This is a genomic window from [Ruminococcus] lactaris ATCC 29176 (assembly GCF_025152405.1).
In the GTDB taxonomy this organism is placed as follows: Bacteria; Bacillota; Clostridia; order Lachnospirales; family Lachnospiraceae; genus Mediterraneibacter; species Mediterraneibacter lactaris.
Map to the genome: position 1 here is coordinate 2555263 of NZ_CP102292.1, position 16852 is coordinate 2572114.

Genomic DNA, 16852 nt, shown 5'->3' on the forward strand with positions numbered 1-16852 from the left:
GTATTCCGCTCCTTCCTGTCAGATGATAAAAGCTCCGGGAGAACTTCTCTCCCGGAGCTATCTTTTGTATCTCTCTATGTAACTGACTCTTTTATGCCTGTCTACTTGATCGGCCTGAAAATAATCTCATTCGGATCTGCCAGGTGCAGCTTATCCTCTGCTGTCTCCCTGATATACTCATCTGTCTGAACATATGCCTCATATTCTTTAATCTCTTCTGAACGGGTCTCCTCAGCCTCAATCTGTGCCTGAAGCTCTGCTTCCTGTGCTTTATAGGCATTATTCCTGCTCCAGAGACTGACAGAACCTGCTGTAACCATTCCGCCTAAAAGTACGATTACCAGCGTTGTCAGGACAATGCCCCTCTTATGCCAGCGAAGACCGCTGTTCTTACGGCTTTTCTGCCGTCTGTTCCTTACGTTCTTATTCTTTGCCATCCAAGATTCACCCTGCTTATAAATGATACTCCAAACTGCTACGCTCCCTCAGATCCGAAAACTGCTTTCCCCTTCAGATTTTCGGACAACATAATTATTTTATCTATTTTTTTTAAACTTTTCAAGGCTTTTTCTCAGATTTGATAACATTTTTTTCAACAATATTTTCACACTTTTCCAAAACAACATTCCCAGCAGGATTCCGGCTATAAAATACCATCGGATACTGCCATAAGTCGTCACATAAAGCTGACGGAAAAGGTAGATACTGACTGCGACAGAATAAAGAATATCTTCCACTCCGACCAGGAAATCGTGATGCCGGATGATCCGCCTGAACCACCGCAATACATCATAACCGGCCAGAACGGTCAGACCGGAAAGTCCTGCATATAGAAAGATCATTGCCTCTGCTCCAAGTCCCGGCATCTTTCCCTCCTACCGGAACAGCCGGGACAGGAAATTTTCTCCTGCTTTCTCTGCCGGAGTGGAACTGGAATAAGCAATGCTGTCGATATTTCCCGACAGATCAACCTCTCCCTTTTCCACACTGAGCCGATTTACATGCAGATCCGTTCCCTTGACCATCAACATTCCCTGCTCTGTTTCCAGAAGAATCTCATTGAGGTCAAAGGAAAGAACATCCAGAACCCCGGTCACCATACTCGTCTTCCGATTATTCACCACAAGCTTATGTGCTTTGGCGATCCTCTGCTCTTCCATCTGCGTACCTCCCTTTTTAGTCCAACACTCTGCACATCTGATATATATGACGGGTTGTACGCTTTTATGACTGTAAAGTGAGAAGACAGCTTCAGATCACAGTACACTTTCCGGTCTTCCCGATCAATGAAACCGGTTAAATATAACGGAACAGCTCTTTTGCCTCTTCTTTCTTCGTTGTCTCCTGAAGATCAAGAACTTCCACTTTCACCGTTCTCGTTCCAAACTGGATCTCAATGACATCCCCCGGCTTTACCTTTACAGATGCTTTTGCAGTCTTTCCGTTCACAAGGACTCTTCCTGCATCACATGCTTCATTTGCCACGGTTCTTCTTTTAATCAGCCTGGATACTTTTAAAAATTTGTCTAATCTCATCTTTTCTGATTCCTTTTAGTGCTTTTTCATTGTATAACTTCCATTGCTTGCCCGGAATGCATGAATGATATACCTCGCCCCACATACAAAGGACAGAACATATCCGATCGTCAGATCTGTATAATAATCACCTGCAAGACCTGTCTGATCCAGAATCTCTCCCAGATACTGGTAACTGTCAAAAAATGTGAATCCCTGATCTTTCAATGCATCATATGCATCCCAGCTCCATGCGATCCGGTTTCCAAAATAGATCATCACAACCATGATCACCGAGGAAATGACCACTCCCTTTTTATCAAGATGGCCGCCAAGCATCTCATATCCTTTCATCGCACAGATTCCGATCACTGCTCCTGCGATTCCTGCAATATAGCCCAGCTTATAGATCAGGATCCACAGAATGCATCCGATCAGAGAACCAAGTACCGCACCCACGATCCCTTCTGCCACGCGGCTCTTCTTCGCCTGGACTTCCTGCTGGTTCTGCTGCAGATTCTGACCGATCTGCCCTGCACAATTTTCACATACCAGATGATGCATTCCATTGATCTCATAATCTGAAACCGGTACATTCTCTGACTTGCAGTACTCGCATCCGCTGGAATATCTTCCCATCGTCAGGTACTGGATCACCGGCATCACTGCCTCATTGATCGCTGCCGGACACTTTGAACCAAATGCAGGCATCTTCACATTCATCAGAAGTGCTGTCGGACTGATCTTCGCATCCAGAACACCTTTTACCTTCGTCTTATGTTCTGCAAGAAAAGCAGCCAGCTTCTGATTATTCACATCATCATCAGAATGGGCATTAATACAGATCTGATAGAATCCATTCATCTGGTTCACCATGATCTCATATCCTCTGTAACTTCCGCAGAGGCATTTTCCCTTATCTGTCAGTTTCCCCTCTAAGATCTGCACCCGTACTTTTTCCTTAAACATAACCTTTCTCCCTTCGTATCTCACATAAAATAATGCTGCGTCAGTTGCCGGTGTCCTGTGCCTGTATAGCCACAGGCTCCGGCTCATTGCCCGCAGAAAAAAAACAGACAGGCACTGCAACCATTTCCTTGCAAAAACCTGTCTGATCCGATTCATTTCATCCGCTCTTTCTGCAGAAGATTAGTTGATTGCATCCTTTAATGCTTTACCGGCTTTGAACTTCGGAGCTTTACATGCTGCGATCGTCATTGTCTCACCTGTCTGAGGATTTCTTCCCTCTCTTGCTGCTCTCTCGCTTACTTCAAATGTTCCGAATCCAACGAGCTGCACTTTATCTCCTGCCTTAAGCTGTTCAGCAACTACATCAACAAAAGCCTTCAGTGCTTTTTCTGAATCTTTCTTGGAAATCTCTGCTTTCTCTGCTACTGCTGCAATAAATTCTGTCTTGTTCATGGATTATTTCCTCCTTCATTGTACTTAAATACAATTTCATACTTATTTTTTCAAAGGCTCCATGTCCACTCGTCCGTCCACATGGATGCACCCTTATGTACTGTTATAACGGTTCAGTCCTTATTTGTCAAGGAATTTCCGTTTATTCCACCTTTTTCAAATTACAGGTGTATCCCGAAAATAGTTTTCAGAAAATTCGTCTTTTCTTCTTCCTGATTCACCGCAAGTTCCAGCTTCTCCACACTTTTCTCAGGCAGCCATGCCTTATTCGACCTGCAATAACTGCTGGCAGTCTTCCAGAACTTCTCAGGATAGGCAAGCTGAAGCCCCAGATACTCCCATTCTCCCGGCTCCAGCCGGCGTTGTCTTTCATACGCCCGGATGATCCCAACCCCCAGTTTCTGTTTCCAACGATATTTTTCCATTGCTTTTCTCAGAAAATAATACAGATCCTGCACCTGGATTCCAATCCGCATATGTTCAAAATTGGTGATCGCAGTATCTCCCGGCAGGATCAGAATATTATGATAATTATAATCTCCATGCATCATCCGGTTTTCCGCAACGTTTTTTTCATAAATCTGCATACAGCCTGACTGTTCCATCGCTGCGGTGATCGCACAGGCCTTCTCATACATCGCTTCAAAATGCTTCAGATACAACGCTTCAAACTCATTTTTTACAACCCTTTTTCTGATAAACGAACGGACTTTTTTCATTTCCCGGTTATGCCGCAGCATTTCATCCAGCGGACTGCGTGCAGCAGGCGGGCAGACCTGAAACTCCTCTTCCGGGAATTGTTGCTGTGGCACAGGCTCTTTCTCCTTCTTTTCTGATACTGCTCCATTTCCCGATACCGCTGCATTTTCTGACACTGCTCCACTTTCCGATACCGCTGCATCTTCTGATCGCACTGCATACTTGCAAAGCAGCGTTTCCAGCTCCCCTGCTGTCGGTTCCTGCCACTTCAGATGCGTATGCAGAATCCCGAGTTTCTCAGCGGCAAGCAGGAGTTCCTGTTCCTTTTTCATATCACATTCCCGCCCGGAGTACCACTTTTTCATCATATAACGGGTCCCGTCCCTGGCAGCAACGATCAGCTTTCCATCCCTTGAAAAAACCGGTGCATCTACTTTTAATTTTCCCGTCTTCTCAAGCCGGTTCAATGTCAGATAAAGCAATGCCGCTCTTTTTTCAGAAGCAAGGGTTTCTTTCATCAAGAATACTTCTGTATCTGCATTGCCAACGCAAAAAAACGCACCCCTTGTCCGACGGGTGCTTTTAATCTCTATCTCGTACTGTTCCCGCACTTCCTGTTCATACTCTCTCATGACATCCCCCTGTTCCCGTGTGCGGACGCTCTTTTAACGCCCGCACCTCTATTCAAGTTCTTTCTAATCTATGAACAGGTTCTGCCAAGTATGCCTGAAAGCTGCGATCAACTTAGAGGTTCAATTTATTTTTTACATATGCACAAAGGATTTCCTTATCGTTTCTTGCAGGATCATCCAGTACATATTCCAGTAATTCACTGAGCATACTGCCCAGCTCACGCCCCGGCTTCATTCCGAGATCCATCAGTTCACGACCTCCGACCGCAAGCTGTCTGAGCGTCACACACTCCTGCTTCTTTATGATCTCCTGATACAGCCGACGCATTTCTACGATATTTTCAATCTTTTCCCTTTTCTGATACGGACTCTGTGCCTTTACATCCGCAAGACGCGCTGCCAGATAATACGGGAACAGCTCCACACCGATCCGGTTCATGGCTCTCCGCACATTCTTTGGTGTTGCCTCCACCCGGTAATCATGATAGCAGACCAGCTTCGTAACCGTTCGGATCGTCTCATTGTCAAACTTCAATCTGTGCATGATACTTCTTGCCAGTTCCTCACTGACCAGTGCATGTCCACGGAAATGATCCCGACCATTCTCATCGGTGGTCTTCATCATCGGTTTTCCCATATCATGAAACAGCATCGTAAGCCGGAGAATCTTGTCACGTTTCACATTTTTCAATGCCCGCAGTGTATGCTCTGCCACATCATATTTATGATGCGGTGTATTCTGTGCCACACCTTCCATTGCATCCCACTCCGGCAGAATCACCTTCGTCAGTCCCAGTTCGTATGCATCACGGATTCGCTCCGGGTGAGGTGATACCAAAAGTTTCACCAGCTCCGCCTGAATCCTTTCCGCACTGATATTCTGCAGATTCGGAGCAAGTTTGCGGATGGCATCCGCTGTAGCCGACTCGATCGGGAAATTCAACTGTGCCGAAAAACGTACCGCACGAAGAATCCTCAGTGCGTCTTCCGAAAAACGCTCCTCAGGATCTCCCACACACCGGATCAGATGATGGTTCAGATCCTGCATTCCGCCAAATACATCCACCAGACGCACCTGGTCATTATACGCCATGGCATTGATCGTAAAATCTCTTCTCCTCAGATCCTCTTCCAGCCGGTTGGTAAACTGTACCTCCTTTGGATGTCTGCTGTCCTCATATGCACCATCGATCCTGTAGGTCGTCACCTCAAAGCTGTCCTTACCGAAAAGAACCGTAACCGTTCCATGCTCGATCCCTGTATCAATCGTCCTGCGGAACAGCTTTTTTATCTCTTCCGGCTTTGCCGAAGTCGTAATATCCCAGTCCTGTGGCCGTCTTGCAAGGATCGAATCTCTCACGCAGCCCCCTACCGCAAATGCCTCATACCCATGAAGCTGCAGATTATTGATTATAAATAAAACTTTTTTTGGCAGTTCTATTTTCATGTATCTATCTTCCTTCCTGAAAACGTCAGCATCTTCTCAAAAATTCCATTTCTCTTCTCTGACAGCTTAATATTATAACTTGTCTTTCCTGCTGACTCAACCATTTTAGTACAGATTGCAGTCTTTTATCATCATAAAATGCAAAGGTTTCATCCAGGATCACCGGAAGTTCTTCCTCCTGAAGCATTTCGGCTGCCGCCATCCTCAGGGCAAAATAAATCTGCTCCACCGTTCCTCTGCTCAGCCGGTATGCCGGAATCCGCCTCGTTCCGTCCCATACAGAAATTTCCAGTCTGTCACTGATATTGACTCCCGGATATTTTCCCTCCGTAATTTCGGAAAAAATCTCAGACACTCTCCGGTTCAGTCCTGCTGCTGTCCGCTCTCCAAGATGCTCTGCCGCCTTTTTCATCGTCTCTTCTGCCAGTTCCAGTGCCTCTCTCCTCTCATAGAGTCTTTCCTCTGCTTCATCCGGCTGCAGTTCTCTTTGCTGCTCCTTCAAATTCTCGTACCGGAGCTTCTTTTCTTTCCACTCTTCCCGGATCTGTTCCTGCTGCCACTGAAGCTTCTGTTCCTCAGGATCGTTCTGCTCCCGCCAGACTTTCTCACCATTCTGCTCCGGCTGTCCGGTCTGAACCTTCTCTTTTTCCTGCACTGTGCGGGTTCCGCTGGATTTTTCTGTTTCTTTTATTATTTTTTTCTGTTCTGCCTGCTTACGGATTCCCACAACAAACAGCACACAGCCCGCGATCACTAAAAGTACTGCCAGCAGTACAAACGCGGAAGACCGCTCCAAAAGTACGTCAACTCCGGATTTATCTCTTAAAAATATCCCCCACAAAAGCCCTGCCAGTCCGGCAATGATTCCTAAAAAGCCACCAATGATCATTCCACGGCTGTTCTCTTCCGGTTGTTCAGAAGCAGATTCCGTTTCACCCGGATGCAAATCCGTTTCTTTTGAATCATTTTCCTTCTGTCTTTGTTGCAGCAAACGGATTCTCTGCTGATTTTCTTCATACTGTGCCTGAAACTTTCTCATATCTTTTTCCAGATAGGTACATTCCTGCTCCATGGAAAGATACTTTTTTTCTCTCTGTTCTCTTGCAGATCTGCACTGTTGCTCTACTGCTTTTTTCCGTTCTTTCAGATCTGAAATCGCACCGCTTAAATCCAGTTCCCCGCCACCGGTCTCATAATAATTTGCCGCATAATTTTTCAGACTTTCCGCCAGTTCCTGTCCAGGTCTGCTCTGAAACTGTCCGATCGAAACCGTATTGTCATACATCCCCGGAGTAATCCCTCCCAGCAGCATATCCAGATCCCCATGCTCTACCGAAAGCTCTTCTCCATCATCTTCACAAACCAGTGAAACCTGCTTTAAGATCCGGTCAAAACTCCGTTCCAGCCGGAAATTCCTGTTACCACAGCGAAACCGCATTACTCCGGCATAATAATTCGGATTTTCCCACGGCTGGTACTTACTGAAATCATCCTTTGCCGCAGCTTTTCCTCTTCCCCGCTCCATTCCGAACAGCATCGCCCTGATAAATGCCTGCAATGTAGATTTTCCATACTCATTTTCTCCGTAAATGACCTGAACACCATCCTTGATATAGAAATGCTGCTCTGAAAATCTGCCAAAATTTTTGATATATAATTCCGTTATCTTCATTTTCCGTCACCCCTTATTCTTAAGGAGTACTTCAACTCCCTCATACAATGCCTGATATTCTCTGCTGTCCTTTTCGCAGTCTTTAAACCGACGGATATACTCTCCCAGCAGATTTCCTTCATTTTCCTGCAACAATTCTTCCATATCATACTGCGGAGCGGTCTCATCGATCACTTCCAGAAGATTCCCGTCCCGGTCCATTCGCTCTGTATCAAACCGCAGATCCGGATCCCGATATCCCGTAAGAATGATCTTATACATATTTTCTGCTCCATAGTCCTTCACGGCCTCCAGAATCTTTTTCCGCACGCTCCCCATTGTATCTTCCGTATTAACCGGAACTTCCAGATGAATATAGGATCTCATTGCACACGGAATCCACTGCGTATGAACCCCGGCTTCCGTAATCTCTCCCTTTACATAGCCGTGCGGCCCTACATCATTCCGGTCAATGGGTTCTAACGCTCCCGCATAAATGATCCGGTCTTTCATCAGTGCCTGCGGTCTGTGGATATGTCCCAGTGCAATATAATCAAATCCTGACTCTTCCAGCTTTTTCACCCGGAACGGACAATGCTTCTCATCTCCACCATGAGCGAGAAGAATCTCATACTCCTGGATTCCTCCCGCAAACGCCGATTCATACAGAGGCTCTCTGATCTCCCTGCTGTAATAACTCAGACCATACACTGCCGTCCTCAGTTCCGGGAACTCCACATATTCCAGTTCCCGCCCGAATAAAGGGATTACATTCTCATTCCACTGAAACGTTCTGTAATAAGAATCCTTTCTTATATAATCATGGTTGCCAGCGATCAAGACTACTTTTGTATGCGTCAGCTCTGCAAAATAATAATTCAGCTCTTTTAATTCCCTGCGAAGCGGCTGCCCGTGAAAAATGTCTCCTGCGATCAGCAGAAGGTCTGTCTGCTCTTCCTCGCAAACCTCAAGAACCGACTGTAGTGTCTCCCACAATTCCTGTGACCGGTTCTGACTGTATGCTCTGCCTGCATCCGGCTCTGCGCCAAGATGAAGGTCTGCTATATGAATAAATTTCATTTCCAATTCTCCTGCTTTCGTATGATAACCTGATAACTTTTACTTCTTGTTGCTCAGCGTCTATAGATATGGAAGTCATTTCACATCTGATAGAATCTGATACTCTATACTATAAGGCATTTTCTGAGCTTTTGGCAATCAAAAAAACAGACCACCGGCTCACGCACACAGAAATGTGCATCAAACGGCAGTCTGTCTTTATTTATGATGCCAGGGTCAAAAGGTCTAAGCCCACATGAGCTTGCTCATAGGTGGATGAAAGACCTTAGGACCCGCCTCGATATGAGCATAAAAGTGGGGCGTAAGCACCATGATATGCGAATAGCGGGTAGGATTGTGGGAGTGCGTAGCATGAAACAATCCGTAGGCATCAAAGTCGGGGGCTTTTGACCCCGACATCTATTTATTTATAAGCTCAAAAGGATCCATTCTATTACAGTTCACAGTTATTTACAGTTCTCGGGAACGGGATCACGTCACGGATATTCGACATTCCTGTCAGATACATTACGCAACGCTCAAATCCAAGTCCGAACCCTGCATGTCTTGTAGAACCATATTTTCTGAGATCAAGGTAGAAACCATAATCTTCCTCTTTCAGACCCAGCTCCTGCATTCTTGCAAGAAGCTTTTCATAGTCATCCTCTCTCTGACTTCCTCCAATGATCTCACCGATTCCCGGAACAAGACAGTCAACAGCGGCAACTGTCTTTCCGTCCCCATTCAGTTTCATATAGAACGCTTTAATCTCCTTCGGATAATCCGTTACAAAGACCGGCTTCTTATAAATCTCTTCCGTCAGATAACGCTCATGCTCTGTCTGAAGATCGCATCCCCATGAAACCTTATAGTCAAACTTGTCATTATTTTTCTCAAGAATCTCGATTGCTTCTGTATAAGTCACACGTGCAAAGTCAGAATTTACTACATTATGAAGTCTGTCCAAAAGTCCTTTATCTACAAAGGAATTAAAGAAGTTCATCTCTTCCGGTGCATTCTCAAGCACATAGTTGATGACATATTTCAGCATGGCCTCTGCCAGCTCCATATCATCTTCCAGATCTGCAAATGCAATCTCCGGCTCGATCATCCAGAACTCAGCCGCATGTCTTGTCGTATTGGAATTTTCGGCACGGAATGTCGGTCCAAATGTATAGATGCTGCGGAATGCCTGTGCATAAGTCTCGCCATTGAGCTGTCCACTTACAGTAAGGCTTGTCTCTTTTCCAAAGAAATCCTGTGTATAGTCTACTGTTCCATCTTCATTCTTCGGAAGATTCTCCATATCCATCGTGGTCACACGGAACATCTCTCCCGCACCTTCACAGTCACTTCCTGTGATCAGCGGAGTATGCACATATACAAAGCCTCTCTCCTGGAAAAACTTATGGATCGCATACGCTGCGAGTGAGCGGACTCTGAATACAGCCTGAAATGTATTCGTTCGCGGACGCAGATGGGAGATCGTTCTCAGATACTCAAAACTATGACGCTTCTTCTGAAGCGGATAATCCGGGGCACTTGCACCCTCCACTACAACTTCATCTGCCTGGATCTCGAACGGCTGCTTTGCCTGCGGTGTCGCTACGAGCGTTCCCTTTACGACTACTGCTGCACCTACATTTAATTTGGAGATCTCTGCAAAATTCTCCATCTTATCGTGATATACTACCTGAAGCGTCTCAAAATAAGATCCATCATTTAACACGATAAATCCAAATGTCTTAGAATCACGAATACTTCGGATCCAGCCCCCAACTGTCACCTGCTTGTCCAGATATTCTTCTCTGTTCTTAAATAACTCACGAATTGTTGTCAGTTCCATACCATTAAAACTCCTTCAAAAATTGTCTGCCAGACGCCGTACCTCTCATACTGCGATGGTTCTCTCATTCTGCCGTCCTTCTCTTCTTTGGACAGCCTTACAGACAATTATACCACTCTTATCCTCAGGAGTAAATATAATGTTGCCCTTGAGTTTCCGCAGTTTTATCCACAGACCTCTGATTTTGCTCCATTCATTATCCACAACTTTATGAAAGTGTCCAAAATATAAGGAATCTGACTTCTTTTTGATGTAAAATTAAGCTACTAAACAAAAAAGAAGGAGATTCCCTATGGCTAATTTTACATCAAATACTTACACTTTGAAACGAAAAATTTTAACTTTTTCAAATAAAATTTCAAAACAGCTTTCCAAGCCTGATCGTAAATTTACAGCAGATATCACTTATGGTATGTTAGCTTCCCAAAGTTGCCTTTTAACAGATGTCGTTGACCAACTTCACGAGGACTCTAAAAAAATAAATATTGTTGACCGTCTTTCCAGACATCTTGATAAAGGTACCCCTGCAAAAGCTGCGGTTTCCTATCTTCAGATGCTAAAAAAGTGGATTCCTTCTGAACCGGTCATTCACATTGATGATAGCGATGTTGTAAACCCAGATGGTTATAAATTTGAATCTCTTGGCATTGTCAGAGACGGCTCTGAGAGTACATCCACAGACCATGCTCCACCTTGAACAATAGATGCACTTGCAATCAACCAACCTGTTCCACCAATAATTCCACACAAAGCATTAAGATGCAGCCAAAAATCAACTTTTTCATACAATCACACTCCTTTACTCAATTCGCACTTCGACACCCTCGACTTCGACATAGAAGGTTATATCCTCATCAGTGTCATTGTTCATAGATATACCAATTTTGAACCAAGCACCTTTTTCAACATCCATTTCTACTGGCATACCAGGAGTAAGATATGTGCGTTCATACGCATTCTCTTCCTTGACTTCAATCGGCTTCAATACAACTTCCGTATCTGGTAATCCTTCAACGGAAGAAACGGTAATTGTATCACCAATCGGAGATATTTCTTCGTCGGAATAAATAAAGTCCTCTATATAGGTAAACTCACCTGCAGTACCTGCAGGAACTGTAATGCTTATTTTATAAGTGTCATTCTTCCCACAACCCGATAAAGAGAATATGCATACTAAAATCAAAACTATTGATACCAATCTTTTCATACCATCACGCTCCTTATCAAACTGCTTTTGCCTTATTTTTTGTCTTGGTTATCCAACACATAGATAATGCAGGCGATACCAGAAATCAAAACACCAAGGATACCTCCACCAATAGCATTGTTAAGCGTGGCTCCAAGGAACAATCCTGCCACTCCGCACAAAATCATTATAATTACGGCCACAACCGTTCTAAACTTGCTCATATTCGCCCCTCCATTAAAGGTCTTGTTTCTTCTGTTTGTTTCGCTTCTTGTTAAACAACGAACCTATCAGCATACCGATTGCAGAAATTATTGCACCACCTACAATCATTCCCCAATCCGGTGCATTCAGTTTGTCAAAAGCAATGTTGTTTGCCATTTTGAATGTTCCGTATTCAGCAAGCATATACATTACTCCGAAGAAAAGGGTAAATGCCCATTTTCCTTTTTCCCAAAAGTCATTTTTGCCGATAACAATGGACACAACGAATGTAGTTACAGGAAGAATAATCCAAAGGAACATCAAACTATAACCCATAGCATCACTTCCGCTTGTAAAGAACCAGAACACAATCATGGCAACCGCCCAGATCAGCAGATAGGACAGTATTGTAATGAATAAATATCTGTGATTTTCTGATAGAACTTTCTTTCGCTTGCACGGATTTCCCGGATGCGTTCTAACTGCTCATCGAAATACTTGTCCGTAAGATAAGTACCTCGTTTCAGACGCTCATCATCCATAACCCAGCCCTTGATGGTGTAGTCCTTTACGATACCGTTTGCCCACTTACGGAACTGCACGGCACGTTCATTGTTTACCTTGAAGCCGACAGCCATAATCATCTGCAGGTTATAATGGTTCACTTCTCTCTGAACCTGGCGAGAACCCTCGGTTTGAACTATCCGAAATTTTCGGATAGTTGCCGTTTCTTCCAACTCGCTATCTGAATACACCTTTTTGATATGGTCACTAATTGTACGCACATCAACATCATAAAGCGTAGCCTGGTGCTAGAATATAAATAGTACAAGTCAAAATGAGAAGTTCCAAATATATATAAGCATGGTACAATAGAAACATGCTGAAGGAGGATCTCATTATGGCAAAGCAACATGACAAACAGTTTAAACTTGATGCAGTCCAGTACTACCAGGATCATAAAGAGTTAGGAGTACGTGGATGTGCAGAAAACCTCGGAATCGGATACAGCACATTAACAAAGTGGCTGAAGGATTTCCGGGAATCTGGTGATATCCCTGTTCGCGGATCTGGCAATTATGCATCCGATGAGCAAAAAGAAATCGCCCAGCTCAAACGCGAATTGCGTGATGCCAAAGATGCACTTGATGTATTAAAAAAAGCAATCAACATTCTGGGAAAATGACAGAAGCCATTTATCTCGAGGTGTCTGAGAAGACGGAAGCTGCCAAAAAGGCTGGACGCCGGGTTTCCGTCTCCGGAATGTTGAAACTTCTAGGTGTCTCACGCTCAGGATATCAAGCATGGCTCCACCACATACCTTCCAATACGGAAAAACGTCGTGAAGCTGTAAAATCAAAGATAAAGGATATTTATGAAAACTCCAGGCAGAACTACGGTGCCCCAAAAATCACTGTAGAACTGCGAAAAACCGGTGAAGTTATTTCAGAAAGAACCGTTGGTACATATATGCACCAAATGGGAATCCGTGCTCAATGGAGCAAGCCTTGGACAATTACCACAAAAGATTCTGATTTCAGCACCGAATTACAAAATATCCTTGATGAACAGTTTAATCCTGACCGTCCGAATGCTGTCTGGTGTTCGGATATCACCTATATCTGGACGATAGATGGATTTGTCTATCTGACCAGCATTATGGATTTATTTTCCAGAAAAATCATTGCATGGACACTTTCAGAAACACTGGAGGTATCCTGTGTGATTGATACTATAAATAAAGCTAAAGCCCGCCGAAATATCGATCAGCCACTTATTATTCACTCTGATCGTGGCAGCCAGTACGTTGCAAAAGAATATATAAAAGCAACAGAGCATATGAAACGTAGTTATTCAAAGAAAGCATTTCCATGGGATAATGCATGCATTGAATCCTTTCATTCTATTATCAAGCGTGAATGGCTCAATCGCTTTAAAATCCGCGATCACAAGCAAGCATACCGGTTGATTTTCGAATATCTGGAAGCTTTTTACAACACGAAACGAATTCACAGTCATTGCGACTACATGTCACCGGATGAATTCGAGCGGGTGTATGAAAGAACACATACGGAGGCGGAACTTCTGGCAGGTTAAAATGGGTAGAAATTTCTCATTTTAACTTGTACTAAATCTTGACATAGGACCAGCCATCATCTTCTGTGTCAGCCATATATTTTCATCTTCGTAGTGCATTTCAATGCTATCTTCCTGCTCTCCGACAGAAGCAACGTAGGTAAGATATTCTGCTGCACTTGAACGAATGCTTATTTCATTTTTCTTTTTTGCCAACGCAACCACCTCCGATTATTTAGATTGTGTCACCACTGGTGACACTTTTTAATACTAAATCACGAGTAAAAACTGGAAACTTATATCCCTAAAATATAAAATCCGTTATATGTTATAGCTTCTTCCATCCATGCAACCAGTTCTTCGTAATCCCTTGTTTTTTCAGAAATTACACGTTCCCTAATGCCTTTTGCCAATGATGGACTATAGTAGTTGATACCATAGATATCTACAACACCTGTTTGTAAATTATTATAGATTGCGTCACATTCTACACTTCACGTTTCACATAGGTCAGTTCAATATCGTATCCAAGAGCCTCCATCATTTTAATGAAAGTATTATTGACCACACCGTCCTGCTTTTTGATGATACGATTCACATATGATTTGGTGGTCTGGATATCTTCCGCTATCTGTGCTTGAGTGGTGCCGTTCTCTATACACTTTACTTTTACATCTAACTCAATATTGTTTTTTACCATACAGTCCACCTCTCCGTAACTTGTTTCACTTTTTAGATAACTTATTGTACTGCAAAATCCTCCGAATTACAATAGGTGTGCATAAACTGCCTATGAACTGTTAATTTATTTTCCTCTATATCTCCTCTATGTAAATATTGATCGCAAGATGTATAAACATATGATATTCCCGCAGATCGACGCCGGTAATCTCTTCAATTTTATTGATTCGATATAAAAATGAATTACGATGGATATGCAGTTGAGCCGCACTGTCAGACGTACTACATAAATTTCGGATATATACTTTCAATGTATCCAGAAAATCCGTTGAATGCTTTTTATCATATTCCCTGAGTTTTTCGATAACCGGAGATATGTAATTATTTCGCGGCATTTCATTTATCCGCGGCATCAAAATAGCCGGAAGATAATAATCTTTATAAAAATGGATTCGGCTATGCACGTCTAGTCTTTTTCCGATACACATAGCGTCTGCCGCCTGTATTTTATAATCTCCGATATCAAGCAGATTTTCAAACGAGTTGCTGACACCACAGTGAGCGTTAAATTTGCACAAAAAAATATATAATTCATTAGAAGCCATCTGCGTCATTTTCGGAAGAAGACTATACTGTAATATATAAAGCACACGATCTTGGATCAAAAGCATCTGGTCGGAAAATAAGTTTTGAAAATATTTACTGATGTAAGACAGCACGTTCTTCTCAGAAGATGAATTCGTATTTACTGTAATAATGCGGTAAGGAGGTTTCGGAAAGAAACGACAGTTCTTCCGCCACAAGTCTAACTGTTTCTCCGATACGATCCTACCGTTAAACAATTCATTGATAAATGTTTTAAGATAAACCGATTCCATGCTGTTTTCCGAAGTTTTCCCCTTTAACATAAGACTGCACGCTTCCTGGATAATGCTCATCGCCTTCATCCGTTCCTCCGTGATCTCCCCCTTTTTACATTGCATGACAACATAACCTTCTACGATATTGTTAATCTTTATAACCCCTAAAATCTTCGGAAATTCTTCTGTCGCCGCTCCCCAGTCAACTATATAAGGTGCTTCCTTTTCATTTACCGACTGCATAATTCCATCAGTATATAACTGCACGGTCATGTCCATATCATATCTTTTATGCTCTACAAGATAATCCCAGTAATAGTCACCTGTTTTATTTTTCGGAACAGCTCCGAGAAGATTGTATGCAATATCCACGGCAAGGATCGGAACTCCCGTGATCTCATAAGATACATCCATTAATTCTTGCATCTTTCCGTGTGAAAGTGTCTGAAATAATCTCTGATACAATGCCAAAAAATCAATTTTCTTTTCCATGATGTCTTACTCCCTGTCAAAATGTATCGTCATTATAAACGTACGTTAAAACCGGATATCCCATTATCTCAATTCGTCAAGTTTACGGTTTCCTTATACGAACAAGCATATTATACTGCAAAATCAGGTAAAAAGCCTCGAATTTTGAGATTATTTTTTATATTATTGTGCATTTGCACAAAAACCACTCTGCAATTTCAGGCAAGGATCTGATGAAAAGATTGTTAAAAAACTATACAATCAAGCTATAAAACAGACACGAAAGAAATGTCATCGAAAATGAATAAGGAGGACAAAATGAAAAATTACTTTGATTTAACAGGACAAACAGCTGTGGTAACAGGTGCATCCACAGGATTAGGCGTTCAGATGGCAAAGGCATTCGCAAGTCAGGGAGCAAATCTTGTATTGATCGCAAGACGTCAAAATCTGCTTGAAGAAAATGCAGCAGCCATCGAAGCAGAATTTGGTGTAGAGGTTCTTCCGTATACATGCGACATTACGGATACCGAGAAAGTAAAAGCAGCAGTGGCAGCCACTATGGAAAGATTCGGACGGGTAGATATATTAGTCAATAACGCAGGAACAGGTGCGGTCGCTCCGGCAGTAGATATCACAGACGAACAATTCAACAACGAATTAAAAATCGATCTTTTCGGTTCATTCATCTGTGCTCGTGAATATGCAAAAGAAATGATCAAAGCTCACTACGGACGTATTATCAATATTGCCTCTATGTACGGTCTTGTGGGAAATATGGCAGCAACATGCGTGCCTTATCATGCTGCAAAAGGCGGCGTTGTCAATATGACAAGAGCTCTTGCTGCAGAATGGGGCAAGGAAGGAATCACAGTGAACTCTATCTGCCCGGGATATTTCATAACTCCGCTTACAAAAGAAACTCTTGACTCCGACTGGTTTACAGCATATGCAAAAGGGGCAATCCCTGTAGGGCGTTATGGAAATGAAGGAGAATTGGATACTTGTGCTCTGTTTCTTGCTTCTTCCGCTTCCTCATACGTAAACGGACAAAACATTGCTGTAGACGGAGGATATACAGCTATTTAATTATTTTTCGATCT

At 43.1% G+C, this 16852-nt stretch carries 21 protein-coding genes and 1 pseudogene; 4 read left to right on the forward strand and 18 right to left on the reverse strand.

Features of this window, described 5'->3' with window-relative positions:
- Window positions 1-101: 101 nt before the first annotated feature.
- From NQ541_RS11900 to asnS, 11 genes are all read right to left on the reverse strand, one after another.
- Window positions 102-437, reverse strand: a complete 336-nt coding sequence (locus tag NQ541_RS11900; RefSeq protein WP_005610638.1) for an FtsB family cell division protein — start codon at window positions 435-437, stop codon at window positions 102-104.
- Between the two features lie 99 nt (window positions 438-536).
- Entirely contained in the window at window positions 537-866 is a 330-nt protein-coding gene (gene yabQ, locus NQ541_RS11905; RefSeq protein WP_005610637.1) for a spore cortex biosynthesis protein YabQ, read from the reverse strand.
- A gap of 9 nt (window positions 867-875) precedes the next feature.
- Window positions 876-1160, reverse strand: a complete 285-nt coding sequence (gene yabP / locus NQ541_RS11910; protein WP_005610636.1) for a sporulation protein YabP — start codon at window positions 1158-1160, stop codon at window positions 876-878.
- Window positions 1161-1296: 136 nt separating this feature from the next.
- Window positions 1297-1536: an RNA-binding S4 domain-containing protein gene (locus tag NQ541_RS11915; RefSeq protein WP_005610635.1), complete on the reverse strand. Its 240-nt coding sequence runs from the start codon at window positions 1534-1536 to the stop codon at window positions 1297-1299.
- A gap of 15 nt (window positions 1537-1551) precedes the next feature.
- The gene (locus tag NQ541_RS11920) at window positions 1552-2484 is read right to left on the reverse strand and encodes a hypothetical protein (RefSeq protein ID WP_023920459.1); all 933 of its coding nucleotides are present in this window, start codon (window positions 2482-2484) and stop codon (window positions 1552-1554) included.
- A 180-nt stretch (window positions 2485-2664) separates the two neighbouring features.
- Complete coding sequence (locus NQ541_RS11925; RefSeq protein ID WP_005610632.1) at window positions 2665-2937, reverse strand: HU family DNA-binding protein; 273 nt, start codon at window positions 2935-2937, stop codon at window positions 2665-2667.
- Window positions 2938-3098: 161 nt separating this feature from the next.
- Window positions 3099-4268 (reverse strand): protein kinase family protein, encoded by a 1170-nt coding sequence (locus NQ541_RS11930; protein ID WP_005610630.1) that lies wholly within the window; start codon window positions 4266-4268, stop codon window positions 3099-3101.
- Window positions 4269-4380: 112 nt separating this feature from the next.
- Complete coding sequence (locus NQ541_RS11935; RefSeq protein WP_005610629.1) at window positions 4381-5715, reverse strand: CCA tRNA nucleotidyltransferase; 1335 nt, start codon at window positions 5713-5715, stop codon at window positions 4381-4383.
- Between the two features lie 25 nt (window positions 5716-5740).
- Window positions 5741-7387, reverse strand: a complete 1647-nt coding sequence (locus tag NQ541_RS11940) for an ATP-binding protein (protein WP_005610628.1) — start codon at window positions 7385-7387, stop codon at window positions 5741-5743.
- Between the two features lie 6 nt (window positions 7388-7393).
- On the reverse strand, window positions 7394-8446 hold the full coding sequence (locus NQ541_RS11945; RefSeq protein WP_005610627.1) for a metallophosphoesterase family protein: 1053 nt from the start codon (window positions 8444-8446) through the stop codon (window positions 7394-7396).
- Window positions 8447-8879: 433 nt separating this feature from the next.
- Window positions 8880-10271 (reverse strand): asparagine--tRNA ligase, encoded by a 1392-nt coding sequence (asnS, locus tag NQ541_RS11950; RefSeq protein ID WP_005610449.1) that lies wholly within the window; start codon window positions 10269-10271, stop codon window positions 8880-8882.
- Between the two features lie 292 nt (window positions 10272-10563).
- Between asnS and NQ541_RS11955 the strand changes: the two genes are divergently transcribed.
- On the forward strand, window positions 10564-10968 hold the full coding sequence (locus NQ541_RS11955; protein WP_005610445.1) for a hypothetical protein: 405 nt from the start codon (window positions 10564-10566) through the stop codon (window positions 10966-10968).
- A gap of 102 nt (window positions 10969-11070) precedes the next feature.
- Here NQ541_RS11955 and NQ541_RS11960 read toward each other — a convergent pair whose 3' ends face one another.
- The 4 genes and pseudogenes from NQ541_RS11960 to rhuM form a co-directional block, all read right to left on the reverse strand.
- Window positions 11071-11478, reverse strand: a complete 408-nt coding sequence (locus NQ541_RS11960) for an LptM family lipoprotein (RefSeq protein ID WP_005610443.1) — start codon at window positions 11476-11478, stop codon at window positions 11071-11073.
- A 32-nt stretch (window positions 11479-11510) separates the two neighbouring features.
- Window positions 11511-11681 carry a hypothetical protein gene (locus NQ541_RS11965; RefSeq protein ID WP_005610441.1) on the reverse strand — a complete coding sequence of 57 codons (171 nt, stop codon included), beginning with the start codon at window positions 11679-11681 and terminating at the stop codon, window positions 11511-11513.
- A gap of 13 nt (window positions 11682-11694) precedes the next feature.
- Complete coding sequence (locus NQ541_RS11970; RefSeq protein ID WP_226968532.1) at window positions 11695-11997, reverse strand: hypothetical protein; 303 nt, start codon at window positions 11995-11997, stop codon at window positions 11695-11697.
- A 77-nt stretch (window positions 11998-12074) separates the two neighbouring features.
- Window positions 12075-12467, reverse strand: a pseudogene (gene rhuM / locus NQ541_RS11975) (RhuM family protein); the annotation flags it as partial.
- Window positions 12468-12562: 95 nt separating this feature from the next.
- Between rhuM and NQ541_RS11980 the strand changes: the two are divergent.
- Window positions 12563-12847, forward strand: coding sequence for a transposase (locus tag NQ541_RS11980; RefSeq protein ID WP_023920455.1), 285 nt, complete (start codon window positions 12563-12565; stop codon window positions 12845-12847).
- Entirely contained in the window at window positions 12844-13758 is a 915-nt protein-coding gene (locus NQ541_RS11985; RefSeq protein WP_005610668.1) for an IS3 family transposase, read from the forward strand. The genes NQ541_RS11980 and NQ541_RS11985 overlap by 4 nt, the downstream gene beginning before the upstream one ends.
- 21 nt (window positions 13759-13779) lie before the next feature.
- On the opposite strand, the gene NQ541_RS11990 is transcribed toward NQ541_RS11985, so the two are convergent.
- The 3 genes from NQ541_RS11990 to NQ541_RS12000 form a co-directional block, all read right to left on the reverse strand.
- The gene (locus tag NQ541_RS11990) at window positions 13780-13953 is read right to left on the reverse strand and encodes a hypothetical protein (RefSeq protein ID WP_023920453.1); all 174 of its coding nucleotides are present in this window, start codon (window positions 13951-13953) and stop codon (window positions 13780-13782) included.
- Window positions 13954-14224: 271 nt separating this feature from the next.
- On the reverse strand, window positions 14225-14437 hold the full coding sequence (locus tag NQ541_RS11995) for a helix-turn-helix domain-containing protein (protein ID WP_005610665.1): 213 nt from the start codon (window positions 14435-14437) through the stop codon (window positions 14225-14227).
- A gap of 115 nt (window positions 14438-14552) precedes the next feature.
- Entirely contained in the window at window positions 14553-15770 is a 1218-nt protein-coding gene (locus NQ541_RS12000; protein WP_005610663.1) for a PucR family transcriptional regulator, read from the reverse strand.
- 297 nt (window positions 15771-16067) lie between these two features.
- Between NQ541_RS12000 and NQ541_RS12005 the strand changes: the two genes are divergently transcribed.
- Window positions 16068-16838, forward strand: a complete 771-nt coding sequence (locus tag NQ541_RS12005) for an SDR family NAD(P)-dependent oxidoreductase (RefSeq protein ID WP_147644464.1) — start codon at window positions 16068-16070, stop codon at window positions 16836-16838.
- The last annotated feature ends 14 nt before the right edge of the window (window positions 16839-16852 follow it).